This is a genomic window from Fibrisoma montanum (assembly GCF_003583365.1).
Classification (GTDB): domain Bacteria; phylum Bacteroidota; class Bacteroidia; order Cytophagales; family Spirosomataceae; genus Fibrisoma; species Fibrisoma montanum.
Window position 1 is genome coordinate 685,811 of record NZ_QXED01000003.1, and the last position, 26,090, is coordinate 711,900.

At 57.9% G+C, this 26,090-nt stretch carries 14 protein-coding genes; 8 read left to right on the plus strand and 6 right to left on the minus strand.

The annotated features are described in order from the left end of the window. Positions 1-96: 96 nt before the first annotated feature. From DYU11_RS12925 to DYU11_RS12935, 3 genes are all read right to left on the minus strand, one after another. Positions 97-3,465: a SusC/RagA family TonB-linked outer membrane protein gene (locus DYU11_RS12925; RefSeq protein ID WP_229365812.1), complete on the minus strand. Its 3,369-nt coding sequence runs from the start codon at positions 3,463-3,465 to the stop codon at positions 97-99. Positions 3,466-3,593: 128 nt separating this feature from the next. Next, positions 3,594-4,457, minus strand: a complete 864-nt coding sequence (locus DYU11_RS12930; protein WP_119668077.1) for a hypothetical protein — start codon at positions 4,455-4,457, stop codon at positions 3,594-3,596. 12 nt (positions 4,458-4,469) lie between these two features. Continuing rightward, positions 4,470-5,729: a YdcF family protein gene (locus DYU11_RS12935; protein WP_229365813.1), complete on the minus strand. Its 1,260-nt coding sequence runs from the start codon at positions 5,727-5,729 to the stop codon at positions 4,470-4,472. A 243-nt stretch (positions 5,730-5,972) separates the two neighbouring features. On the opposite strand from DYU11_RS12935, the gene DYU11_RS12940 reads away from it, so the two are divergent. Next, a complete protein-coding gene (locus tag DYU11_RS12940) occupies positions 5,973-6,590 on the plus strand; it encodes a 3-keto-disaccharide hydrolase (RefSeq protein WP_119668079.1) in 618 nt (205 codons plus the stop codon). A gap of 200 nt (positions 6,591-6,790) precedes the next feature. On the opposite strand, the gene DYU11_RS12945 is transcribed toward DYU11_RS12940, so the two are convergent. From DYU11_RS12945 to pckA, 3 genes are all read right to left on the minus strand, one after another. After that, on the minus strand, positions 6,791-7,723 hold the full coding sequence (locus DYU11_RS12945) for an AraC family transcriptional regulator (protein ID WP_119668080.1): 933 nt from the start codon (positions 7,721-7,723) through the stop codon (positions 6,791-6,793). A 444-nt stretch (positions 7,724-8,167) separates the two neighbouring features. Further along, positions 8,168-9,190: a class 1 fructose-bisphosphatase gene (fbp, locus tag DYU11_RS12950; RefSeq protein WP_119668081.1), complete on the minus strand. Its 1,023-nt coding sequence runs from the start codon at positions 9,188-9,190 to the stop codon at positions 8,168-8,170. Between the two features lie 8 nt (positions 9,191-9,198). Next, positions 9,199-10,830 (minus strand): phosphoenolpyruvate carboxykinase (ATP), encoded by a 1,632-nt coding sequence (gene pckA / locus DYU11_RS12955; protein ID WP_119668082.1) that lies wholly within the window; start codon positions 10,828-10,830, stop codon positions 9,199-9,201. Between the two features lie 139 nt (positions 10,831-10,969). Here pckA and DYU11_RS12960 point away from each other — a divergent pair, with 139 nt between their 5' ends. The 7 genes from DYU11_RS12960 to DYU11_RS12990 all read left to right on the plus strand — a co-directional run bounded on the left by DYU11_RS12960 (position 10,970) and on the right by DYU11_RS12990 (position 25,909). Then, a complete protein-coding gene (locus DYU11_RS12960; RefSeq protein ID WP_119668083.1) occupies positions 10,970-12,487 on the plus strand; it encodes a helix-turn-helix domain-containing protein in 1,518 nt (505 codons plus the stop codon). A gap of 197 nt (positions 12,488-12,684) precedes the next feature. Continuing rightward, positions 12,685-16,614: an ATP-binding protein gene (locus tag DYU11_RS12965; RefSeq protein ID WP_158600276.1), complete on the plus strand. Its 3,930-nt coding sequence runs from the start codon at positions 12,685-12,687 to the stop codon at positions 16,612-16,614. Positions 16,615-16,781: 167 nt separating this feature from the next. Beyond that, positions 16,782-17,078: an antibiotic biosynthesis monooxygenase family protein gene (locus DYU11_RS12970; RefSeq protein ID WP_119668085.1), complete on the plus strand. Its 297-nt coding sequence runs from the start codon at positions 16,782-16,784 to the stop codon at positions 17,076-17,078. Between the two features lie 73 nt (positions 17,079-17,151). Continuing rightward, a complete protein-coding gene (locus DYU11_RS33805; protein ID WP_158600277.1) occupies positions 17,152-21,882 on the plus strand; it encodes an immunoglobulin domain-containing protein in 4,731 nt (1,576 codons plus the stop codon). 164 nt (positions 21,883-22,046) lie between these two features. Then, a complete protein-coding gene (locus DYU11_RS12980; protein WP_119668087.1) occupies positions 22,047-22,550 on the plus strand; it encodes an SgcJ/EcaC family oxidoreductase in 504 nt (167 codons plus the stop codon). A 17-nt stretch (positions 22,551-22,567) separates the two neighbouring features. Next, the gene (locus DYU11_RS12985; RefSeq protein WP_119668088.1) at positions 22,568-23,833 is read left to right on the plus strand and encodes a sensor histidine kinase; all 1,266 of its coding nucleotides are present in this window, start codon (positions 22,568-22,570) and stop codon (positions 23,831-23,833) included. 228 nt (positions 23,834-24,061) lie between these two features. After that, positions 24,062-25,909 (plus strand): tetratricopeptide repeat protein, encoded by a 1,848-nt coding sequence (locus DYU11_RS12990; protein WP_119668089.1) that lies wholly within the window; start codon positions 24,062-24,064, stop codon positions 25,907-25,909. The last annotated feature ends 181 nt before the right edge of the window (positions 25,910-26,090 follow it).

Consider the following 26,090-nt stretch of genomic DNA (forward strand, 5'->3'; position numbering starts at 1 on the left):
CAAAGCAGGCACCTCGGATCTGCCGGTCTGACGGTACGTCAGACCTACCGTTCGCAGACTCGGTCTGACGCGGTACGTCTGACCGCAGGCAGCCTGCTAGAAGGTCAGTTTAACCCCTACGTTGTATCCACGAGCCAGCGGATAGACCCCGTAGTCGACACCCGGTGTCAGGTTGCTGCCCGCGCTGGTTGTACCGCCGGTCGTACCGGTGGCCGCATCGTAGTACGTGTTGTAGTTATAGTCCACCTCCGGATTGTAGCCTTTGTACTTGGTCAGCGTAAAGGCGTTGTTCACGTTGAGATACACGCGCAGGCCGCTCACCCGCACCTTGCTCAGCAGACTAGCGGGCAGGTTGTAGCCCAGCGTAATGTTCGTGCAGCGCAGGAACGAGCCATTTTGCAGGTAGAAGGTCGACAGGCGCGTGCTGTTCGACTGCGTACCGCCCCGCGACGCCCGGTAGATTTCGCCGTTGCCCGGCTGCGCTTCCGACCGGTAGCGCTCCGTCACGACCGAGTACTGGTTACCCGACGCTTCCATGTTGAACACGTAGTAATCCTGCCCGTCGAGCACCTCGTTGCCATACGTACCGTTGAAAGTGGCGTTGATATCCAGCGCTTTGTAGCTGGCCGTCGCCGAGAAGCCGTACGAGAACTTCGGGTAGGGTGAACCGATCACGCGCTTGTCGGCATCGTTGACCACCCCGTCGCCGTTGACATCTTCGAAAATCAGGTCGCCGGGACGTAGCGGGTTGCTGGATGCCGTTGAACGGGGAGGTCCTTTGCGGACGTAACCCGGCGCGAAAGTCTGCGTTGCGGAGTTGTAGTTGGCATTGTCCTGCGCAATGGCCTCCATGTCCGATTCACGTACCATACCGACGACCTTGAAGCCGTAGAACATACCGATGGGCTGCCCTTCCTGCGTAATGTGCGTGATGTACGTCCGCTCAGCACCGATCCCGATGATGGTGTTGGCCCCACCCATGTCGAGGACCTTGTTGCGGTTCAGCGAGAAATTGCCGCTTAGATTCAGTCTGAAATCCCCGCTTGAAATAACCCGGCCGTCGACTTGGAATTCAAGCCCCTTGTTCTCAATCTTGGAGTTGCGCAGGTTGGTCAGGATGCTCGACGTACCCGAAACGGCCGAGATCGGCTGGTTGAACAGCAGGTCGTATGAATTACTGATGTAGCCGTTGGCGATCAGTAGCAGGCGGTTGTTGAACAAGCCCAGGTCCACGCCCAGGTTATACTGCGAGGTCGACTCCCAGCCGAGGCCCTGATCTTTGATGGCACCGGCCGAGACCGCCGTCTGAATGGTACCGGTACCAAATACCGTCCCGCCCGGACTGGCCATCGTTTGCAGGTAATTGTAGTTTCCGATGTTGTAGTTTCCGGTCAGCCCCCAGCTCGCCCGCAGCTTGAGCGTCGATGCATCGCCCAGCCAGTCCTGATAGAACGGTTCGTTCGATACCGTCCAGCCGGCCGACACCGATGGGAAGTTACCCCAGCGGTTGAGCGGCCCGAAACGCGACGAACCATCGGTCCGGAAGGCGGCCGTCAGGAAGTACTTTTCGTTGAAGCTGTACGTCGCGCGGGCCAGATACGACAGCAGCGTTTCGTTGTATTTCCGGGTGCCGTTGTTTAACGCGAAGAAGCTCGGATCGGCGCCTTTAGCCGTGATCTCCTGTACGCGGTCATTCTGGAATCCCTGCGCCGTTACGCTGATGATATCGCCGGTAGTCTTCTGGGCCGTGTACCCCGCCAGCAGGCTCAGGTTGTGCGGACCAAACTGCCGGTTGTAGGTAGCCGTAAACTCACCCAGCAGGTTCTGCGTCGCCGTGGTAGCGGCCGTAGCCCGGGCGGCTGCGATGGCGGCCGGTGAATACGGCGGATTGTTGCCGCTGCTCAGGCTGGTCGGCAGGTAGTATTCGTACTTCTCGTTATAGGCCTGGAAACCGAGGTTCGCCCGGGCAGTCAGTCCCGGAATGATTTCGTAGCTGGCCGTTCCGTTGATCGTGCTGCGGAGCCCTCTGCGGGTAATGTTGGTCTCCCGGGCGAGCGCCAGCGGGTTTTCGATGGTCTGGTAGCCAAACTGCGGAGCCTTGGAAGCCGCTTCGTTCTTCAGCAGGTTGCCGTTATCGTCAAACGCCCGGAAAATCGGCATGTAGATCAGCGCCCCCAGAATCGGGCCCTGGTTGAAACGCCCTTCCTGCACCTCCCGGCTGTTGGTCGACGTTACGAAGATGCTCGTTCCGACTTTCAGCTTCTTGCTGATGTCGCCGTCGATGTTGGCCCGTACGTTCAGCCGCTCCTGTCTGGTCGGGTCCAGAATGCCCTGCTGGTTCAGGTAACCCGCGCTGATCAGATAACGGGTCGTGGCATTACCACCCGAGAACGACAGGTTGTGCCGGTTGACGGGTGCATTCCGGTACAGCACGTCCTGCCAGTCGGTGTTGTACTGCGGAGCGATCATGCGCTGGTTGGCAAAATCATAAAACTCGGTCGGGATCTGCACCGCACCGGCGTTACCCACATTGGCGACCCGGGTTGCATTCGGGTCGGAGAAGTTGGCGTTGGTAAACGGCCGGCCGGCGTTCTGCATCAGGTCGCGGTATGTGTTGTTGCGGGCATCAATCAGCAGTTCGACAAACTCGGTTGAATTCAGCAGCTTTACTTTATTAGCCAGCTGGTTAATTCCAAACTGGTATTCGTAGTCAATCCGGGCTTTGCCTTCCTTGCCGCGCTTGGTCGTGATGAGCACCACGCCCCCCGACGCCCGCGAGCCGTAGATGGCCGCCGAAGCCGCATCTTTCAGGATGTCGATGCTTTCGATATCGTTGGGGTTGATAAACACGTCGTTACCGGCCGGAAACCCGTCGATCACGTACAGCGGATCAGAACTGGCGTTGATCGAGCCGATACCCCGCACCCGGATTTTGGTAGCGATGTAGGGCGCGCCACTCACCTGCGACACCTGCACCCCGGCCAGCTTGCCGACCAGTGCCTGGCCCAGCGTCGGGGCGGTTACGTTCAGCTCGCGGGCTTTTACGTTGGCGATAGCCCCCGTTACGTCGCTTTTGCGCAAGGTCTGGTAACCCACCGCCACCACTTCATTCAGTTGCGTGGCGCTTTCGGTCAGCTGCACGGTCAGCGAGGTCTGCGACGATACGGCTACCTCCCTGGTATCAAAGCCGATGAACGAAAACACCAGCGTCGCTCCCGAGGCCACCTCAATCGAGAACTGCCCATTGGCATCCGACACGGTTCCGCGCTTGGTTTGCTTTTCCACGATACTTACCCCCGCCAGCGGCTGATTGGCCTGATCGGTGACGGTGCCCGTGATGCGTAGCAACTGGCTGTCCGGCGAGTCGGACGCCCGGACCGTCGGCCCGGCCAACGCACTCATTATCCACACTAAAACCAGCAGATACCGCAGGTACCCGCTTCTACAACTTGAGTAAACGTTCATAGCACATTTTGAGTTGGTTAGAACTATAGAGCAAAAAGGGAATACAGAGAATGACCGGACCAGCACCCGCCAGACAGGCTACGGGTGAGTTGCGGTAGAAGAGCGGCTTTAGGAGGAGGCCGGTTTAACTACCAGGCCAGTTTCATAAGGTGTGCGTTATTCGTTCGGGACGACGTAACGGCAATGCCGGTTGTCAGGTCGTCGAGGAGCGTGAACCCTTCGAGTTCGTCGGCCTTGTCCACATCGATGGTGTTGATCACCGCCTGCTGGCCCGATTCAATGGACTTTTTCAGATCCACGAACGTGAACCGCCACCGGCGGCCCTCGATCTGGTTCTGAATCAGGACGAGTACCCCCTTCGACGGAATCCAGTGCAGGTTCTGCACCCAGGGTGAGCAGGTGAATTTGTTGACCACCACACCCGGTTCGCTGGTCTTTCTGGCGGTACGTAGTTTCTCAGGGTCGTAGAACCGGACTTCGTTGCGCTTGTCGCCGTAATCGGCCGTTGCAACGTACCATTTGTCGTTGTAGCGTACGTATTCTGGGCGCGTCCCCTGGATGCAGGCATCGTCTTCGATGGTGTTGAGCAGGTTCCCATCCAGGGTGCCGGTGCGCAGGAGTCCCTCCCAGTCGACGCTGTAGATGACCGCCCGCCAGACCGTTCCTTCCGGATTTAACCGGATGCTATTTCCAATGAAGGTCGGCCCCGACCCGTTGTAGGCGATGCCCGTCGGGTGGTTAATGATATCCTTACCGCCCTCCGTTAGTCTGACTTCCCGCCCGGTGTAGACCAGTTGGCGGTCTTTCACGTCGTAGATACGCATCATGCCCACCTCGCGGTCGCCGTAGAGAAACGCCTTTCCCTTCAAGTAGCTGACCCCCTGGCACGCACCCAGCGAATCGATGGTGGTGGAACTGACCAACTCTACGTTCACGCTGGTCGTCAGAAACGGCAGCGCGCCCAGCAAACCAATCAATACAAGTGTCTTCATAGCGTCTGTTGTTTACGGATCAAGCGGTTCGGTTGGGTTGATGTGCAGCGACTCAAGCGTCGGGTAAAACTCAGATTCGGTATCCGACAGGCGTTTGCCGTTGCGGTACGGGACGTAGCCCAGTTCCTGCAGGCAGCGTTTTTCGAGGACCCCGTCCGTGATGTAATAACTCTGCGATTTGGTAGTCGACGCCAGGCAGGGCTTGTCGAACGGCATACCGTAGCGGTAAATCAGCCGGGCGCAGTTGCGCATGTTGGTAGTGGTGTGCCGGGCGTGGGGATCAATGAGGATGGCGTCTTCGGGAATGCCCATGACCGCTATCAGGTAGCGCTTCATCTCGAAAGCCTCACTGAACCGGGTCTTGTAGGGGTGCACCCGTCCGCCCGACACAACGATAAACGGGGCCTTGCCTTCCCGGTACCGCAGGGCCGCCACCCGGCACCGCAGCATCCCCGACGCGCTGAGCGGAACGGCGGGGTCGTCGGGACCGGCACCGGGCACCAGAATGACCGTGTAGGGGTACTTGCTCCAGTTCATCCTGGCTACCCGTTCGTAGGCCGCCCGGTTTTCGCCGGCCGCCATCGGCTCAAAATCGGCGGCCTGTTCGCGCTCGTTGATTTCGAGAAACCGCAGCGCACTGGTCAGTGACGGCTCAAAGAACAGCGTCGAGTTGCGGGTTTCATCCCAGACCGCCTGCGTACAGGCGTTGACCAACTGGGCGTAGCGGGCATCCCTGACGTTGAAGCTGATGGAGTCAATAGCGGGATAGTTTGGTTTCTGCCCCTGGGCGTAGACACCAATAGCAAAATTGATCCCGGCCGCATCCTGCTCCCAGGCTTTCACCAGCAGTTTGTCGGGCGTCAGGTTGTGGTGGCGGTAATACGTTCCCGACGGAATGAGGTGGTCGGCCACCAGCCGGCCGAGTGCATTGCCGGGGCTGTAGAGCCGGGCGAGTTGCCTGCCGATGGCGTGCATCTCCTCCGGCGAAACCTTCATCCGCTCGGTATAGCAGGACGCCACATTTTTGCAATCGGTCAGCGAGGATGCGAGTTGCTGATGTTTTTGGCGGGCGATGCGGGCCAGTACCGAATCCTTCTCGATGAGCGCCCGGGCCTCTTTGCTGGTACGTAGTAAGGTGAGAAGGTAGTAATTCTTGGACTCAACCCCATTGTCTCCTTGTACTATCCTATATTTTTGACTGGGAGGGAGAGATTGAGCAATGGAAAAATAGGGAATGCAAAAGAAAAGAAGGAACAAGAGCCGTTGCTTCATAAGCGCTGAAAAGAAAGCACAAAACAACGGCTTACAGATTACTTGAATGTTACGACAGTGTTTTGATATTGTTGTCTTTACGCAGAAACTCGTATGAAACTATGTGACAATCAGTGACATACAATAATTTTTCGGTAGTTTTCCGGGTTTATTTTGACTTTTATTCACAACAAACCCATCGTTTTAGTAAGGTTCTGGCCGTAAAGCGTTGGAAAATCCAAAAATGAACGGTAGCTTTTGTTCATGATCCGATTATTCCTGTCCCTGCTCATATTACCTGCTTTATGGTACCATGCAATGCCTCCCCTGCCCCTGTTTGATGGCCGCAGTTTCCGGGGCTGGGAGGGCGATACGGCCAACACCTGGCGTATTGTCAACGGCGCCCTCGTGGGTGGCTCACTAGCGACGACGGTGCCCCACAACAACTTTCTTTGTACGCGAAAAACCTACGGCGATTTCCAGCTAACCTTACAGGTCAAACTCGAAGGAACAGGCTTTGTGAATGGTGGCATCCAGTTTCGGAGCAAACGGGCGCAGAACCCGGCCTACGAGATGATCGGCTACCAGGCCGACATGGGCGATAAATTCTGGGGGTGTCTTTACGACGAATCGCGCCGGGACAAAGTGCTGGCCGGCCCCGACTCAACCGCCCAGCGCAGGATCGTAAAGCCGAACGACTGGAACGACTACCGGCTTCGCTGCGAGGGCCGGCACATCCAGATCTGGATCAACGGCCGGCAAACGGTCGATTATACCGAACCGGACCAGAGCATTCCGCAGTCGGGCCTTATCGGGTTGCAGATTCACGGGGGCGGCAAAGCCCTGGCCTCGTTCCGGAATCTGATGCTAGAGGAGTTGTAAGGTCTTTTCCGCCCTGACGTATTGCTTTTGCTGCACGACCAAAATTCCTAAACCTTTCCAGGCTAAGGCGTCTAGGGTTCGGGGCCATAAAAAATCGGTGAGGTGCTAATGCCGGGCCGGCAATTGCCAAAGCGGTTCTGGGCGCAGGGCATGCGTAGTTGACCCTTGTTGTCGGTCAGCGGTCGTCGTTTTTGCCGGACTTACAACGGAAGCACCTGTTTGCGGTACTGCGCGGGCGACATGCCCATTTCCCGGCGAAACAGCTTCATAAAATACGTCAGGTTGTTGAAGCCGCACTCCAGGCTGATATCGGCCAGGTACCGGTTGGTGGTACGAAGCAGTTTGGAAGCCAGCGCGATCCGCTGCTGGTTGATGTAATCGACGGGCGTCATGCCGAACGTCTGCTTGAAGGTCCGGTAAAAATTGGGTTCACTCATGCACGCTTCGTCGGCCAGTTCCTTGATCTGGAGGCTCCGGTTCAGGTGCTTGTTGATGTACTGCGCGACGTGGGCCAGCCGATTTACGTTGCCATAGGATGCGTCGGAACTGAGCAGCAGCGAGCGGGCCTGGGTCTGCATCAGCCGAACCACCAGTTCCTGCAACACCAGGTTAGCAATCACTTCTTTAGCCCGATTATTCTCCGTAAAAATGTAGATCAGCCGGGAGATGAGCTGATTGATGGGCTCGTCGTTGGTCAGGTAAAAGTTGTTCTGCCCAAACTGCCAGCCCTGGGTGGTATCGACCAGCGGCACCCGATCGTTCAACATATCGGTCACCTGCCGGACCTTATCCGGAGCGATGGCCAGCGCCAGGCACTGCGTCGGGTTCTGGGTCTGCGCTTCGGGGAAGTCGATGCGCATGGTTTCTTCGCCGGGTACGATCACGGATTCGCCGGGCAGGAAATCAAAGGAAGGCGTATTGGGGAGGTGCATCACCTTTTTGCCGCGGATCATACTGGCCAGTACCGGACTGGTAAATGTCAGTTCAACTTTCTCGGCTACGTGCTGCGTTTCGTAAATAGTCAGTTCAGCCGTATCAATTGTGTAAGCAGTCCGGTTTTCTACTTCCTGTTCCAGTCGCCGGGTTTTCAAGTGGCGGGAAATATCAAAAGTCGGGGTCTGTACACGCTTCATGTGAATGGTCAGGTTAATTATTCATGTTGTTGACAAAGAGCACTTAGAGCGCTAAAAATAGCTAGTATGGAGCTATAAAAAAATAAAAAACATCATAATCTTTATTGGTTTCATCAAATAGCAAACGATTCTCCTGTCAGCTGATTTTCTGTCCATCCTACTCAATCTACCCGCTGGATTTATGTATTCGTAGAGGTGTAATCCATAACCATCGCCAGCCAACCACTACCAGTTAGCCCCTGCCTGTAGGGGACTGTCCCTACCGATGAGGTGGGTTGCGTTTATGCCGTAGGGAGGAACGGTAGTGGTGTCGGGTTCGGGCCTCACTGGTGATGGTCCCAGTTTACGCGACTGGGCGGGCCGGGGTGACGTTGAGTTTAGAACCCGACACCACCCCGGCCCGCCCAGTCATGGCAGACGTAGCCCTGAATCACTCTCCTTGTTTTACGTTGACGGCACGATCTTGTCGGGCACTACGTGGTATGCCATGGCTTCGTCGATCATCTCCAACGACCCGATGTACAGCGGACTCCGCTGGTGCAGGGTCCGCAGGGGTACGTCCAGAATCCGCATCCGGCCGTCGGTAGCAGCGCCCCCGGCCTGTTCAATGATGAACGCCAGCGGGTAACATTCATATAGCATCCGCAGCTTGCCGCTGGGCGCTTTGACCATCGGGGGGTACAGGTAAATGCCTCCTTTGAACAGATTCCGGTGAAAGTCGGCCACCAGCGACCCAATGTAGCGGGCCGTGTACCGCTGGTTCCGGCAGGCATTCAGGTAGCTTTGCACCGGTTTCGGGAAGTCGATGAAGTTACCTTCGTTGCACGAGTACATCGTACCGCTGCGGGGCGTTGTGATGCGCGGATGCGAGAGAAAAAACTCACCCAGCGACTGCTCGTAGGTAAACCCATTTACGCCCGAGCCGGTGGTGTACACCAGCATGGTCGACGTACCGTATAGCACGTAACCGGCCGCGATCTGCGTGTTGCCGCCCTGCATGAAGTCTTCCTGGACGGCCAGCGAATGCACCGGACTCACCCGCCGATAAATAGAGAAAATCGTCCCGATCGATACGTTCACGTCAATGTTCGACGAGCCGTCGAGCGGATCGAGCGCCACTACGTATTTCCCATGATTGTTGCCGGTGAAGATGATCCCGTCTTCTTCTTCCGACACGATGGCGGCCACCTCGCCCCCGTTCCGCAGCGCCCGCAGAAACCGCACGTGTGCGCTTACGTCGAGTCGCTGCTGCCGTTCACCGTGGAGGTTCTCAGTGCCGAACGCCCCGGTAATGTCGGCCAACCCCGCCCGGTTGACCTCACGGTTCACAATTTTGGCGGCCAGCGCAATGTCGCGCAGGAGTTGCGACAGTTCGCCGGTAGCTTGCTTGAAATGATCCTGGCTTCGTTTGATAAAGCGGTCGAGCGTCACCCCGACGGGGGTGGCAATGGAATCTTCGGCTAGCATAACATGGATTAATAAGCGTGAACGACTTCCCCTGATTGAACGACATGAGTATACGAATACTTGGCTGCATTCGCCTGAAAAGCCTTTAAAAGGTCTTGAGCCTGAGTCTGATATGCTATGGAATCGGACCACGACAGCTCCGGCTGGAGCAACTCGTCCGGTACGCCGGGGCAATGTACCGGAATCTGCACCCCAAACACGTCGTGGGTTACAAACGGTACGTCGGCCAGGTCGCCGTTCAGCACCGCCCGCAGCAACGCCCGGGTGTAGCGAAGGGCAATGCGGCTGCCGACTCCGTACGCCCCCCCGACCCAGCCGGTGTTCACCAGCCAGACCGTCGCCCTGCTGCTACGGAGTTTGTCGCCCAGCAACTGCGCGTACCGCTGCGGAGCCAGCGGCAGAAAAGCGGCCCCAAAACAGGCCGAGAACGTAGCAACCGGCTCAGTCACCCCCATTTCCGTTCCAGCCAGCTTGGCCGTGTAGCCGGACAGGAAGTAAAACATGGCCTGTTCGGGGGTCAGTTTCGACAAGGGCGGCAACACCCCGAACGCATCGGCCGACAGAAAGAAAACATTGCGGGGCGGAGCCGCTACCGAGGGCGTCAGGGCGTTGGCGATGTAGGTCAGTGGGTAAGCCGTGCGGGTGTTTTCAGTCACCGAACAATCGGCATAGTCGACCTCCTGGCAATTGGGCCGGAACCGGGTGTTTTCGAGAATGGTACCAAACCGGATGGCGCTATAAATCTGCGGTTCCTGCTCGGCGCTCAGATTGATAACTTTGGCGTAGCAGCCGCCTTCAAAGTTGAACACCTCATCGTCGGACCAGCCGTGTTCGTCGTCGCCGATAAGCCGGCGGTCGGGGTCGGCCGACAGGGTCGTTTTTCCCGTTCCCGACAAGCCAAAAAACAGGGCTGTATCCGGCTCGCCATCGGGTTGCTGATGGCCCACGTTTGCCGAACAATGCATGGGCAAAACGCCGTGCTCCACGGGCAGGATGAAGTTGAGCACCGTAAAGATGCCTTTCTTGATTTCGCCCGCGTAGCCGGTTCCGCCAATCAGGATCATCTTCCGGCTGAAATCAACAATGGTGAAGTTTTCCTGCCGCGTACCGTCCACTTCCGGATCGGCTTTGAACTCCGGGACGCTCAGGACCGTCCAGCTGGGTTCAAAATGGGGCAGTTCCTCGTCCGTCGGGCGAATGAACAGATTGTAGCAAAACAGGTTCTGCCAGGCTTTTGTCGTCACGACCGCGATCGGCATCCGGTAGGCAGCGGCTGCTCCGGCATAGGCGTAACGGACAAACGTTTCCTTGCCTTCCAGAAACCGCAGCATACGGGCGTGCAGCCGGCCAAACGCTTCCGCATCGAACGGACGGTTGATGTCCCCCCAATCTACCTGATGCTCCGTAGAGGCATCGTGCACGATGAATTTATCCTTGGGTGATCGACCCGTGAACTGACCCGTATCGCACATGAACGCGCCGGTACTGGTCAGTACCCCCTCCTGCCGGGCCAGGGCTAGTTCGACCAGCCGCGTAGGCTGCAGGTGAAGAAACACGGTTCGGCAGGTCGATACCCCCAGTTGCCGGATGGGCGCAGCGGGTACGTTGTCGGAGGACCGGATGATGGTTACCTGAAACATATACGAAAAGCTTGTTGATGAAGTGTATAGGGTGGCAAATGTATTTTTGCGAATTGAATTAAACAAGCGAATATTCGCTAACTTATTTTAAATTCGCTAATGCTGTATGTTTCGTAGCTTTGTCATTATTTGACACGACATGATTTCGGCAACAGAGCGCGTTCGGGTAATTTTTGGGTTAAAACTGAAGCAGCTACGTCAGGACAAAGGCTTTCAGTTGTACGAATTGGCTGATCGGGCCGGTTTGTCCCCATCGTACCTGAATGAGATTGAGAAAGGTAAGAAATACCCCAAGTCGGAGAAGATATTTGCTCTGGCCGCTGCCCTCGGCACCGACTACGATACGTTGGTTTCGGTTAAGCTCAGCAAACAGCTCGAACCCATCGCCGAACTGCTCAACTCCAATATTCTGAGTGAGTTACCATTGAATCTGTTCGGCATTGAACCCGCCGACCTGCTCGATATCCTGTCGCAGGCCCCGTCGCGGGTCAGCGCCTTCATCAGCACCATTATCGAGATCAGCCGCAACTACGGCATGAACGTCGAGCAGTTTTACTTTTCGGCGCTGCGGTCGTATCAGGAACTCCACAACAACTATTTCGAAGACATTGAAACCGTAGCGGCCGATTTTATCCGGAACCACGCGGGTAACGAACCCCTGACGGAACCGCCGTTTGATGAGGGCCGACTCCGGCGGATTCTGGAAGAAGAGTTTTCGTACCGGATCGACGAGTTTTCGGAAGTCGATTACCCCGCCCTGGCGGGCATTCGCTCGCTGGTGCTGCCGGGCTCCCCGACGGTGCTGCTGATAAACCGGTCTCTGGAGCCCAGCCAGCGGGCTTTTACCTACGGCCGCGAGGTTGGGTTTCGGGTGATGCAGCTAACCAACCGCCCGCTCATCTCGTCGCAGACCGAAGCCGAGTCGTTCGAGCAGGTCCTGAACAACTACAAAGCGACGTATTTCGCCGTAGCGATTCTGGTGCCGCGACCATTGCTGATTACGGGTCTGGCGAGCTTCTTTGCCCGACCGACCTGGGAGCCGCAGGCTTTACTGGACCTGATGAACCGCTTTGATGCGACACCCGAGGTGTTCATGCACCGCATCAGCAACGTCATGCCAAGCCACTTCGGCATTGATCAGCTTTTCTTTCTGCGTTTCGATAATGCCGTGACGGACAACCGGTTCGTGCTGGCCAAAGAACTTCATCTGGCCAAGCTCCACAACCCCCACGGCACCATCAACGAACACTATTGCCACCGCTGGGTATCCCTCACGCTGCTACAGGATCTGGCCCGGCAGCAACAGGCCGGTAGCTGGGACGGGCAGCCGCTCTGCGGGGGGCAGATTTCGGAGTATATGGACACCAGCAACCGCTACCTGATCCTGACGGTGGCGAAACCCTCCCCCCCGCGGGCCGGCCTGAACAGCAGCGTTACGCTCGGGTTCGCCATCGACGACCGGCTGCGGGCCCTGGTACGCTTCCTCGACGATCCACAGCTGGTCCGCCGGGCCGTGAACGAAACCTGCGAACGCTGCGGTGCGCTCGACTGTCTGGAGCGGGCTGCCCCGCCTGTTGTCTGGAAAAAGCGCCGGCGCAACGAGCAGATCAAACAGGAGCTCGCTATGCTGCGGGCCGGGCTGCCGGCCAAGGACTAGAGAAAAGCCATCAATCTGAACTGTCTCTTCCTACGAAATATGAATTCTGTTCCTATGAACACGGAACAAGATTTTCCCGTAACTTGTAAGCCTAATTCTTCGTCAGGTGCTAGGCTCGGATGGAATCGCGTTCCCACCTTTTACCTATACTCAGCGTTTGGCTGGCGGTCCAGCTTTCAATCGGCTGCCTGGCCCAGGTGCAACCCATTAATTTACCGGCTCCGGAGTTCATCACCGACCGGCAGGGGCTTCCCCAGGCATTTGTTCCGGCCATTGTGCAGGATCGACAGGGATTCATCTGGATGGCTACGCGCGACGGGCTGGCCCGCTACGACGGGAGTCGCTTCAAGGTGTTCCAGCCTGACCCGGACGGGCGACCTTCTCTCTCCTCAACGGATGTTGCTCAACTACAACTGGATCATCACGGGAAGCTCTGGATGACCAACGAACGGGGTGATCTGGACGTATTCGATCCCAGAACCGAACAGTTTATTAATTTGTCCCAACAGCCGATTTTCAAACGGCTCAAACTAAATCCTGGCCAGTTTAACCGCTTCTGCGTCGATCAACATGATCGCCTGTGGATCACTGCGGACACCGCTGGGCTCGTTTGCCTGAACCTATCATCCAACCGGATAAAGCAATACCGTCATCAGCCGAACCAGCCTTATTCAATCAGTCATAATTCCATCTTTGGGATTCTGGAAGCGCCAAATGGAGCGATCTGGATCTTGACTAAGGCAGGGTTAGATTGTCTGGACGAACGATCGCGTACCATCCGCCATTATTTAAAGGAACTGGATACAGCCACTGACTATAAAGGCCTTTGGGTGCGCCCGTCCGGGGATGTGCTGGTAATGACCAGTCAATGGCTGTACGTAGTCCACCCGGCTTCCGGCCAGGTTCGTCAATACGCCCTTCCCGTGCCTTCGCCGGTTCAATCAGCTGACTTTGCCCATTTCGCTGAGGCTCGGGCGGGTACTCTTTACATTGCCTGGAGTACATACATCTACGCGTTCAACGACAAACAAGGCATCCGTCTGCTCGATTCAAGCCCCAGACAAACTCGAAATACTTACCAGTCGACGTTCATTGATCAGTCGGAGGTGCTCTGGCTGGGAACGGCAGGAGCAGGCGTACGTAAATACAATCTGCGAACGCTCCCCTTCCAGACGGCTCGTTACCAAACGGAATTCCTGCCCGATTTATTTAGCCAGGGTTGGTTAAATCTCCCGGCTCAACGGTTACCGGCTCCATTAGCCGGACTGACCAGCTATAATTTTCGGTATGCCTTCGATGGTCAGGGACGGTTGTGGTACAATGCCGGCAGTTCGGATTGCTACCGGGTTGATTTTCAGACAGGACAAACCGAGCCGGTTCCATTTCCCATCCGGTTTCGAAGTGCATTCGTCGGCAAATCGCCCTGTCCAATGGCTACCGATCCGGATGGACGCGTCTGGGCGGTTTATGAGTCAGCCGCTTTCTACTACGACTCGGAGCGGACCCGATGGATTCAGTTCCCTTTTCCAATTCCGTGTCCGACCGGATGTTTGCAGCAGATGCTGGTTGTCGATGAGCAGGCCCTGTGGATAGCTACGTCTATCGGAGGCTTATTCCGTATCAATCGCACCAATGGCCAGGTACAGGTCTTCTCTAACGTTCGAAATAATCCAGCCACCCTCAGCAGCAATGCATTGCTCTGCCTGGCTGAGGACCCCGACAGTACTCACCTGCTCTGGATCGGTACGTTCGGGAGCGGGCTCTGTCGCTTCGACAAGCGATCCGGAACCAGCAAACGGTTCTCCATAGCCGATGGGTTGCCCAACAACGTGATCTATTCGGCCATTCCTGACCACCGCGGTGACCTCTGGATGGGCACGAACAAAGGGATCGCCCGGTTCAACCGCCGAACGTTTACCATCCAGACGTATACCCTGGAAGACGGAATTCTGGCGAACGAATTCAATCGATTTCATTTCCTCCATTTCCACGGGCGTGGGCGCGCAGCCGATCGGATTCTGATGGGTGGGCTGGAAGGCATTACGGCTTTTTACCCCCATCAGATAAAGCGGGATTCGTTTCAGCCCAGGGTCGAAATAACCTCACTGTACGTCAACAACAAACCGGTTGTGCCGGAACCAGATTCACCGCTGGGCAATTTACCCATTCAGGCCGTTGAGGCATTAACACTCCCGTACGACCAGAATTTTCTGACGATTGATTTTGCGGCTATGCAATTCAACAAGCCCGCCAAGAATAAATATCGCTACCAACTGGTGGGTCTGGCCCCGGCTTGGGTTGAAAGTCGTCGGGCGGAAGTAGTATTTACGGGCTTACAACCGGGAACGTATACCCTGCGGCTGAATGCGTCCAACGTATCGGGGCAGTGGAGCCCACACATTCGAACGCTGACGATTCGTATCCAACCACCCTGGTGGGCTACCTGGTGGGCCTATGCCATCTATGCTCTGCTGATCACAGGACTGGCTTACGGGCTGTTTCGCAATTACATCAACCGGCTCAACCTGCGCCAGTCGATGCAGTTGAAGGAACACGAGACCGAGCAACTCCGGGACCTGAACGCGATGAAAACCCGCTTCTTTGCCAACATTACCCACGAGTTCCGGACACCCCTGACGCTCATCCTGGGGCCTACTGAACAACTTATGGACGAAGCCCTGGAGCCCCGGATTCGCCGTCGGTTGCGTACCATCGAGCAGAACGCGCACCAGCTGCTGCGGCTCATCAATCAATTGCTGGACCTGTCCCGGCTGGAAGCGAGCGTGATGCCGGTTCAGCCCTCCCGCGGCAATCTGGCCGACTGTATCACCCATTGGCTGGCACCGCTCAGCGAGCAGGCCACCGCGCAGGGCATCACGCTTTCGTTTCGCGCCGAGGTCAGCGGCTCCTACTGGTTTGATGTCGAGAAATTCGAGCGCATCGTGTACAACCTGACGGCCAATGCCCTGAAGTTTACGCCTGTCGGCACCGTTACGGTCTCGGTCGTTCCGTTGCCCGAAGGCATTCAGCTTACCGTTGCCGACACCGGTATTGGCATAGCCGCTCAACACCTGCCCCATATCTTCGACCGCTTTTATCAGGTGGCATCGGAACCGGCCGGGTCTGCTGCCATCAGCCGTAGTAAACAGGCCCAGGCCCCTCAGCCGCTGGGTGCGGGTATTGGGCTGGCGCTGGTGAATGAACTGGTCCAACTGCAGCAGGGCACGATTACGGTCGATAGTGTCCCGGGTCAGGGTACCACCTTCGTCGTGACGCTGCCGTATGCCAAAGCCGACGGAGCGGAAAACCCAGCGGTAATTCAGCCGATAGAAGCCGACAGCCAGCCGACCGGGTCAGACGCAACTCCGGAAGCGCGTATCCTGCTGGTTGAAGACAACGATGAATTGGCTCAATTCATCACCCAAAACCTGCCTGATTTCTATCGCATCGACCGGGCGATAAATGGGCTGGACGGGCTCCGGCTAGCCCTCAAACACGTACCGGATCTAATCATTTCCGACATCATGATGCCGGGCATGGATGGGCTCACACTCTGTGGACAACTTAAAATCGACCTCCGTACCAGCCACATCCCTGTGATGCTGTTAACGGCCAAAGTAACGCGGGAAGACCGTCTTGAAGGGCTAACCCAGGGCGCCGACGAGTACCTGACCAAACCCTTCCAGGTGGCGGAACTACGCCTGAGAGTGCGCAACTTGCTGGAGCAGAGCCGTCGGCAGCGCGACTGGGTTCGTCAGCAGTTAATCGGCGCCGAACCCGTGCGGGAACATCCCCCCGTGGCTGACCCGTTCCTGACTCGCCTGTATGCCCTGCTGGAAGCCAATCTGAGTAACCCGCGGCTGAGCGTTGACCAGTTGACGGATGAACTGGCCATGAGCCGTACCAACCTCCACCGCAAAGTCAAAGCCCTGACGGGTTTCTCGGCGAACGAAGTAGTCCGGCACTACCGGCTTAAAGCCGCCACGACGCTGCTCCGCCAGGGTCTCAACAGCGCCCAGACGGCCGACCGCGTTGGCTTCGAAAGTCCCTCCTACTTCGCCAAATGCTTCCGTGAGGTCTACGGAGTAACCCCGGCCGAATTTGTTCGTAAGCAGGGAATCAACTAACAACCAGGCGTCAAAATTCCGTTCTGCGGCCAAAAATGGAACATCCGTTGCCGGATTTGGCACATTTGTGTTACCCCTGAGCCGCCCGTTCTCCCCACTTTTGCCCCGTAGCTGACACGGTCCATTGACCACTGGTTCAGCCACGCAGACCCTGATTGTTGTCTCCTATGTTTGCACGTATCATGGAAGGGCAACTGGCCGCTGATGCAGCCGAAGAAGCCATCAACTACGTCCGGCAGTCGCTGGCTCCGGCCCTGCGACGCCAGCCCGGCTTTCTCAACGGACGCCTGCTGCGCGACCCCGGCACCCAAGCCTGCCTGCTGGTGCTGGTCTGGGAGTCGGAAGCTGACCGGGCGCAAGCCGACGACAATAGTTTCCTGCAGACGCTGCTGGCTCATCTGAGCCTCTACTTTGTCGACCGACCCATGAGCCAGAGCTATGAACTCCAGGTCCAGATTGTCTGATTCGCTGGTAGCTAATGCGGCTAATGGCTGGACTGTTTTACGCCTATTTGTTCACTTTTTTCACAAACCTCGTATGAATCCTCCATCTCTACGGCACACGCTGACGCACTACGGCACACGAAGTCGCTATCGATGTACTACGCTCGACTCACATGCGGCCTGGCCCGGCCCATCTCAACTAGTCAGGCGGTTTTTAGCCTTGCGAAACGACCTACTACTCACCGGCTTGTTTTGTTTGCTGTGGGGGGTCGGTCAAGGGCAGACCATCCGCTACGTGAAGCCCTCGGCCAGTGGCACGGGTACCGGCTCCTCGTGGGCCAACGCCAGTGGTGATTTGCAGGCCATGATCAACGCCAGTCAGGCGGGCGATCAGGTCTGGGTGGCAGCCGGCTTATACAAGCCCACCACGACTACGGACCGCAACGTGAGCTTTAGCATCCCCAGTGGGGTAGCCCTCTACGGGGGCTTTTTGGGCACCGAGAGCAGCGTGGGCCAACGCCCGCTGATTAATCCGGTTAATGGGCAGCCCTCGAGCACGACCCTGTCAGGCAACATCGGCGACGCGGCCACCAACGCTGACAACACCTTCAGTGTGGTGCGCTTGCGCAACGCCAGCGCCCAGACGCGGCTGGATGGGCTGGTCATCACCGGGGGCAACGCCAACGGAAGTTTTCCCAACGAACGGGGCGGAGGCATTCGCAATGACGGTAGTGGGAGTGGGGGTAGCAGCAGTCCGGTCTTGAACAACATCAGCTTTGTGGGCAACTTAGCGACTAGAAATGGCGAGGGAGCTGCTGGATCCGGCGGGGCCCTCTATAACGATGGGAGCAATGGAGGCAGCAGCAATCCGGTCTTGACCAACGTCAGTTTTGTGGACAATTCGGCGAATGGAATCGGCGGGGCCATCTTCAACAACAGTCGCGCTGGCAGCAGCCGTCTGGTCTTGACCAACGTCAGCTTCGTGGGCAACTCAGCGACGGCTGGAAATGGCGGGGCCATCTACAACGATGGACGACAAGGCAGCAGCAGACCGGTCTTGACTAACGTCAGTTTCGTGGGCAACTCGGCGTCTTCAAACGGCGGGGCTATCTTTAGCGATGGAGGCTCCGGCAGCAGTTTCCAACTGACCAACGTCAGCTTTCAGGTCAACACCGCCACGCGGGGCGGGGCCCTGTACCTCGATGCGACATCCCTGTCGCTGACCAACGGCATTATCTTCAACAATGGTCTCGACTATGCCATCACCAATTTGGGTGGTAGTAGTACGATCACGGCTCGATACTGCCTCTTCGAGTCGGGGGTGAGCGGCTACACCGATGGGGGCAACAACCGCACCACCACCACCAACCCCTTCGTCTCGACCACCTCTACGCAGTTAGCGGCTGGCTCGCTGGCCATTGACGCGGGCAACTCCTCGGACCCTGGCCTGACCGGCATCACCACCGACCTGGCCGGTAACAACCGCATCGTGGGCTGCCAGGTGGATCTGGGCCCTTATGAGTTCCAGACCACCACCAGCCAGCCCCTGGCCATCACCCAGCCGCCCGCCAGCAGCTCCGCGGTAGCCACCGGGGCCAACGTCCGCGTACCGGTGGGCCTCAATGTCACGGCCACCAGCCTGCAGTGGGTTAACCAGGCGGGCCTGGTCAGTGGGCAGACCTCGGCCACGCTCACGCTCAATGGAGTCACCACCAGCCAGAGTGGTAGCTATTCGCTGGTGGCTACCGGCCCCTGCAACAGTGTCACCACGACCGCCTTTAGCTTGAGCGTCAGTCCGCCCTGTAACCCGGTAGTGTACGTTACCCAGGCGGGGGCGGGCCTTCAGAACGGGACCAGCTGGACCAACGCCCTGTCGGGCACGGCCCTCCAGGGAGCGCTGGCGACGGCCTGTGGCAGTACGACCTTTCTGGTGGGGGCCGGCCTTTACACGCCCACCACAGGTACCGACCGCAACGTGAGCTTTACCATCCCCAGCGGGGTACAACTCTACGGGGGCTTTGTGGGCACCGAGAGCAGCGTGGGCCAACGCCCGCTGATTAATCCGGTTAATGGGCAGCCCTCGAGCACGACCCTGTCGGGCAACATCGGCGACGCGGCCACCAACGCTGACAACACCTTCAGTGTGGTGCGCTTGCGCAACGCCAGCGCCCAGACGCGCCTGGATGGGTTGGTCATCAGTGGAGGCAACGCCAATGGCAGCTTTCCCAATGATGAAGGTGGCGGCATTCTTAATGATGGCAGTGGCGGGGGGAGCAGCAGCAACCCCATGCTGGTCAACCTGAGTTTAGTGGCTAACCGGGCGGAGAATGGGGGCGGCCTGTACAACGACGGGGGCAATCAAGGGAACAGCAGTCCGGTACTGACCAACGTCAGTTTCGAGGGTAATTCCGCTTTGTCTGGAGGAGGCCTACTGAACCGAGGAGCGGTGCAAGGCAACAGCAGTCCGGTCTTGACCAACGTCAGCTTCGTGGGTAACTCAGCGAGCGCACTCGGCGGGGCCATCTTTAACGAGGGGACTCAGGGTTCGAGCAGTCCGGTGCTGACCAACGTCAGCTTTGTGGCCAACTCGGCAGCAGGGAACGGCGGGGCCATCTTTAACAATGGGACTTCGGGCAGCAGCAGTCCGGTGCTGACCAACGTCAGCTTTCAGGCCAATACCGCCCAGCAAGGCCGGGCCGTGTTCCTAGTGGAGGCCTCCCTGTCGCTGACCAACAGCATCATCGTCAACAATGGTCTCGACAATGCCATCAACAGCAATGATAGTGGTCTCATCACGGCCCGCTTCTGCCTCTTCGAGGCTGGCCTGACCGGCTACACCAGCGATCCCTCCAACCTGACGACCACCACCAACCCCTTCGTCTCGACCACCACCACCCAGCTCAACGCCTGTTCGGAGGCCATCGACGCGGGCGATAACGCAGTGGAGGCCGGCTCGACCGATCTGGCAGCCAACCCCCGGCGGGTGCGCACCATCGACATCGGCGCCTATGAGTTCCAGGATGACCCCGCTACGCTGGCCATCACCCAGCAGCCGACCAGCGCCAATGCCGTCTGTGAGGGCCAATCCGTCTCGGTCTCAGTAGTCGTTAGTGGGGCCAGTCCTACCTACCAGTGGTACAAAGACGGCACCACGCTGGCCAACCAAACGGCCGCCACGCTCAGCCTGCCCAGCGTGACCACGGCCAACGCGGGTAGGTACTCCGTAGTGGTCACCGGCACCTGCAACAGTTTGACCTCTACGGCCTTCAGCCTAACGGTGAACCCCTCAGCCAGCGTCAGCATCAGCCCCTCGACCACCGCCATCTGTGCCGGCCAGACCGCTACGTTTACCGCCAGCGGGGCCGATACGTACCGGTGGAGTACGGGCGAAACCACGGCCGCCATCAGTGTGTCAGCCTCCGGCACCTACGCCCTGACGGCCACCACCAGCGCCGGGTGCGCAGCGACCGCTGCCGCCGGCCTAACCGTCAACGCCCGGCCCCAGGCCAGCCTGACCAGCAACAGCCCGCTGAGCTGCACCCAGACCAGCGTCAGCCTCTCGGCCGGACCAGCCGCCCAGGACGGCCAGCCGTTTACCTACGTCTTCTCCGGACCCGGCCTCAGCCAGAGCGGCACCGCCAACACGGCCTCCGTCAGCCAGCCCGGCACCTACGCCCTGACCGTCACCAGTGCCGCCGGCTGCTCAGCCTCGGCCACTACCACCGTCACCGGCGCTACGGCCCTCACCCTCACCCAGCCCCCCACCAGCCAGACCGCCTGCGTGGGCACCTCCGTCACCTTTGCCGTCCAGGCCCAGGGACCCCAGGGGCTGACCTACGCCTGGTTCAAGAACAGCGCCGACCCCAGCCAGCCCGTGCTGGCTACTACGCCCACCTACGAGGTCAACGTCAACGAAGGTGGCAAAGCCGGCCGCTACCTTGTCCGCGTCTCGGCTCCGGGCTGCGCCAGCCAGCAGACCGAAGCCCGCCTGAGCGTCAACCAGCGGCCAGTGGCTCCCCCACCCACCTCCACCCGGCGACAGCTCTGCCCTAGCCCCACGCCCGTTGAGCTGAGCCAGTACGTCAGCCGCACCAACGCCAGCTACCAGCTCCGCTACAGTACCGAGCCAGGTCAGGCCCTGAACGGCTCCCAGGTGGTGCTCAACCAGCCCGGCAGCTACGCCTACCAGGTCACCCAGCTCGATCCGGCCACCGGCTGTGAGAGTGTGCCTACCCGCTTCACCCTGACGGTCAACGCCACCACCCAGCTGGTGAGTCTCCCCCCCGCCCAGAGCGTGTGCTCGGGCAGCGACCTAACGCTGACGGTGCAGGCCAGTGTCACCAGCCTCAGGTACGAGTGGTTCCGGGGCAGCATCAGCAACCTCAACAAGCTGGCCGACAACCCCAGCCAGCAGACCGGCACGACCACGGCCAGCCTGAAGCTGATCCGGGTGAGCCAGTCGGAGAGCTACTTTGTGCGCATCAGTGGGGAGTGTGGGGTGATCAGTTCGGAGGCCATCCCGGTAACGGTGCAGGCCTGTGGAGCGCGGCAGGGCGTAGGCGAAGCCACCAGGGGGTTGCAAGTGGTGGTGCTGGGCAACCCCGTAGCGGGTCAGACGGTGGAGGTAGAGGTACGCGGGGCGCAGGCCCAGCCCCTGCGTCTGCAGCTAATAGACCAGCGGGGTCAACTGGTGGATGAACTGGCCCGGCCGGCGGCTCAGGCCGTGGAGTCGGTGCGGTTGCGGCTGGGTCAGGTGGCCGGTCTGTACCTGCTGCGGGTGGCTACGCCTACCCAACGGCAGACCGTCAAGGTAGTAAAACACTAACAAACAAGCGGAGGTAGGCTACGTGGGTGACGTCTACCTCCGCTTTCCTGACGAAGTTTAAGTCTGCAGTTCGTTACAAGCCATCTACCACTGCCTCAGTAATCAGATGCGTGATTGAGGCAAATCTGTACATTTAAGTCTGATCAACCTGGCTTTTCTAGTCCATGAACGTATTTTATCTATTCACCATCAGTTTCAGCCTTAGCTTCACATTTAGTTCCCTCCACGCGCAAAGTAAGGCCGACACCCTCGCGTTACAGACGATCATCAGCAGTGAAACAGAGGCCTGGAATCAGGGCGATGCGGTAGCCTACAGCCGGCACTTTGCCCAGGATGGTACGTTTACTAACATTGCGGGTATGTTCATGACCGGGCATCCGACCTTTCTGAAACGGCACGACGACATTTTCAAAGGCATCTTTTACAAGACCGTGCTGCAACAAACGATTGTGTCAATGCGTTTTATTCATCCGGATGTCGCCACGGTCGAAACGCTGTGTCGGGTAACGGGTTTTACGGGTACGGGACCGGCCGTTCCGGCTCAACTCGATGCGAAAGGACGCCTGCATACCCGGCTTCTCCAGGTATTGGTCAGACAGGCCGGTGCGTGGCAGATTGTCAGCTACCACAACGTCGATGTGAAGCCTGGCGTACCAATACCGGAATAGGTTACTTACCTTTGGGTATGCAATTGTCAACGTTATCTTCTGAATTTACTTTTCTGGCCGGTGGCGGTGAAATGGGTCAACTCGTCCGGACCCACAATTGGCAGCAGACACCCCTGGGACCGCCCCAGCAATGGCCTCAGAGTCTGCGTTCGATGGTTAGCCTGGTGCTGCTGTCGAAGTTTCCCATGATGCTCTTCTGGGGCAAGTCCTATACCCAGCTGTATAATGACGCCTACCGACCCAGTCTGGGGCAGCCGGGCAAACATCCGCAGGCCCTGGGGCAAAGTGGTCCCGATTGCTGGCCTGAGATCTGGAATGACTTCGCCCAACCCCTGTTCGATCAGATCGCCCGGACTCGCGAAGCCATTCTGAGTGAGGACCAGCTGGTGCCGATTCATCGCAATGGGCGGGTAGAAGATGCTTACTGGACCTACACCTACCTCCCCGTTATCGACGAAACGGGACAGGTGGGCGGTATTCTGGCGATTGTGCACGAAACCACTCAGAAAGTGGAAAACGTGCAGGCACTGCAACAAAGCCGGGCTGAACTGGAGCAGGCTAACGCCAACCTGCAGATGTTTGTGACCGCGGCCAGTCATGACCTGCAGGAGCCTCTGCGCAAGATCAGGGAGTTCGGTTCCCTGCTCAGGACATCCTACGGCGCAGGGCTCAGCGAGCAGGCCAGCGAACTGCTCACCCGCATGGAAACGGTGGCCGGGCGGATGTCGGCTCTGATTCGCGACCTGTTAACGTACTCGCGGTTAACAACCCACGGCCAGCCTTTTCGGCATCAGCCATTAAACTCCCTGCTGGAACGGGTCCTGGGGGACCTGGAACCGCTGGTTCAGGAGAAACAGGCCCTCGTAGAGGTCGGCCCGTTAGGAACTGCGTACGGCGATAGCGCGCAGCTTGAACTGCTGTTTCGTAACCTGATCAGCAATGCGCTTAAGTTCACTAAACCGGACGTAACGAGCTGTATCACCATCAGCAGCCGGTTGCTGAACCGGTCGGAACTGCCCACGACCTATCAGCCGCCAGCATACGAAACGCAGTTTCAGGTGATTGACGTCAGCGATAACGGCATCGGCTTTGAGCCGGGCCAGGCCGAGCGCATCTTCGACGCGTTTTACCGGCTCCACAGCCAGCGAAAGTACCCCGGCACGGGCATTGGCTTGTCGCTGGTAAAGCGAGTGGTGGAAAACCACCGGGGCTACATTCAGGCCCACGGCCAAACTGACCACGGTGCTACGTTCAGCGTGTACCTGCCCCTTCATGAGGGCTGAGCGTAAGCGGCCCGGTCAATACTCACTAAACGAGCCAGCGTTGATAACTAAAGACGTATAACGAATTGGTATAAGGCGTAGGCACGCGTAGCTCTCCTGCCTGGTCCACAGAGACCGACGGTCTGGCTTACCAAAGTGAACTTATGCTCATTTCCAGTCTTTTCCCGGTCGATATTCGTATGTATATCTATAAGTTTACACCTGAGAAAAGTCACCTACTGCCCGATTATGTACCGGTTTGTTGTGTTCTATACCTGTCTGATCTCGCTTAGTTTCTTTATGGGGTCGCTGCTGGCGATGGCCGGGCCGCGTCCGGCTCAGCCGGGTTCGGGCGATCCGGACGACGCTTTTCTCCAACAGATTGAACGGAGCGCCCCCGATCGTCGCATTCGATTGCTGCTGAATCACTTCCATTCGAGTCAGGCGTTTACAAAAAACCAGCCCCATGTTTTTCGGCTGCTCGACCGGGTCGATAGCCTGGGGCAAGCCCTCGACGACACACAACTAGGCGATTACGCATGGTTTCTGCGGGAGGCCGACGCCCACTTTCGCACCGCCAGTCACGCCCAGAATGCCGCCCTGATGCTGGCCGTCGGGCAGAAAGCCGAAGCCGCCGACAAACCACAGATTGCTGCTGTATGCCGACACATGGCCGGGCAGTATTTCTTTTTTAACGAAGACTACGGGAAAGCCTTCGAGCACCTGCTGGCGGCCAATGCCCGCTTTCGGGCCATCGGCTACGGCCACGTTCCTGGTATTAGTCACTACCTCTACGAACTGGCCTTTGCCTACTTCCATTTCCAGGAATACAGTAAAGCCGTTACGCTGCTCAGCGACGCTGACCGGTATCCGGCTTTCAATGCCAATGAAGACATTCAGACTGCTAACACGCTGGGCATGGCCCATACCTGGCTGTTCTCGCTGGGCGATACCAACGCAGCCCGGCGGGCAGAGGGAAACTATCGGATAGCGCAGCATCGTGCCAGACTGCACCGCGACACCCTTTGGATTGGTATTGCGGCCGGCAACCTCGCCCGGCTATACATCAATCAGCAGCGATGGGCCGACGCCCTACCCGAATACCGCACCAGTTACCGGATTGGATTAACCTATGGGCAAAATCGGTCGCTGCCCGACAGTCCGGCTTTAGATTTGGCCGAAGCGCACCTTAACCTGGGGCAGTTGGACAGTACCCGCTACTACATGAAGCAGGCCCTGGTGTTTTTTCGGCGGGGGACTGAAGAAATCGAGCTGTCCAATGAATACTTCCAGCGCGACTACTGCAATGTAGCCAGAAAGTACTACCGGGCCATCGGCGATTTGCCCACTGCCTATCGCTACCTCGACAGCCTGAATACGCTCAACCGAAATTTTAATAAGCGGCAGCGTTCCGAGCAGATTTCGCTGGTAAATCAGAAACTGATGATTCAGAAACACCAGTCGGATATGGATGCCCTCCAAACCGAGAAACAGGCCCAGCAAAACCGGTTCTGGATCGTAGGGGTGGCCCTGGCCCTGATGGCAGGCCTATTTTTCCGGCTCTATCAGTTGGCCCAGCTCAAACGGCGGCAGGAAAGGGTCATTAACGCCGAACGCGAACGTGTGCTGCGGTTAGAAAAAAAGTTGGTAGAGGAGCAGCTTCAGCAGGCCAATGCCGATCTGAATGGCTTCATGGAGAACCTGCGGGAGAAAAATAAACTCATCGACGCCATCACGGCCGAACTCGCCCAACTCACCCCTGCCGATGGAGCAGACAAACCCCTGCTGGAAACCCAGCGCCATCTGCTGCATTCGAGCCTGCTCACGCCCGACGACTGGTACGAGTTCCGTCAGCGGTTTGATCGGGTATATCCCCACTTTTTCGAGCAACTTCACCAGCAGTTTGCCGGCATCAGTCCGGCCGAAGAGCGCCTGCTGGCCCTGTCAAAACTGCGGGTCGACACCCGCCAGATGAGCCGAATGCTGGGCATCTCGCCTGACTCGATCCACAAAACCCGCTACCGGCTGCGGAAAAAGTTGACTCAGAACGACCACTCCTCCTTACTGGATCTGCTCAACGAGGCTTCAGGCGCATAAAATAGCCATTCATTATCAGCGTCTTATGATTTTGTCCAGACGTTTGTCCAGACGCTTTTTTGGCTGTAGAGAGGGAAGAGGTTTGTTTTGACACATCAACATAACCTTGAGTCGCATGAACGCTTCTTTACCTAATCCCGGAGCCGCAGTAGCCTTTGTTTTTCCGTAAACTGAATTAGTT

Bases quoted from the DNA above. Each gene is read 5' to 3' on its own strand.
- DYU11_RS12945 (WP_119668080.1), bottom strand. From the start codon at position 7,723: ATGAAGCGTGTACAGACCCCGACTTTTGATATTTCCCGCCACTTGAAA.
- DYU11_RS12940 (WP_119668079.1), top strand. From the start codon at position 5,973: ATGATCCGATTATTCCTGTCCCTGCTCATATTACCTGCTTTATGGTAC.
- DYU11_RS12985 (WP_119668088.1), top strand. From the start codon at position 22,568: ATGCAATTGTCAACGTTATCTTCTGAATTTACTTTTCTGGCCGGTGGC.
- DYU11_RS12925 (WP_229365812.1), bottom strand. From the start codon at position 3,465: ATGAACGTTTACTCAAGTTGTAGAAGCGGGTACCTGCGGTATCTGCTG.
- DYU11_RS12970 (WP_119668085.1), top strand. From the start codon at position 16,782: ATGTTTGCACGTATCATGGAAGGGCAACTGGCCGCTGATGCAGCCGAA.
- DYU11_RS33805 (WP_158600277.1), top strand. From the start codon at position 17,152: ATGAATCCTCCATCTCTACGGCACACGCTGACGCACTACGGCACACGA.
- DYU11_RS12990 (WP_119668089.1), top strand. From the start codon at position 24,062: ATGTACCGGTTTGTTGTGTTCTATACCTGTCTGATCTCGCTTAGTTTC.
- DYU11_RS12960 (WP_119668083.1), top strand. From the start codon at position 10,970: ATGATTTCGGCAACAGAGCGCGTTCGGGTAATTTTTGGGTTAAAACTG.
- pckA (WP_119668082.1), bottom strand. From the start codon at position 10,830: ATGTTTCAGGTAACCATCATCCGGTCCTCCGACAACGTACCCGCTGCG.
- DYU11_RS12930 (WP_119668077.1), bottom strand. From the start codon at position 4,457: ATGAAGACACTTGTATTGATTGGTTTGCTGGGCGCGCTGCCGTTTCTG.
- DYU11_RS12935 (WP_229365813.1), bottom strand. From the start codon at position 5,729: ATGAAGCAACGGCTCTTGTTCCTTCTTTTCTTTTGCATTCCCTATTTT.
- DYU11_RS12980 (WP_119668087.1), top strand. From the start codon at position 22,047: ATGAACGTATTTTATCTATTCACCATCAGTTTCAGCCTTAGCTTCACA.
- fbp (WP_119668081.1), bottom strand. From the start codon at position 9,190: ATGCTAGCCGAAGATTCCATTGCCACCCCCGTCGGGGTGACGCTCGAC.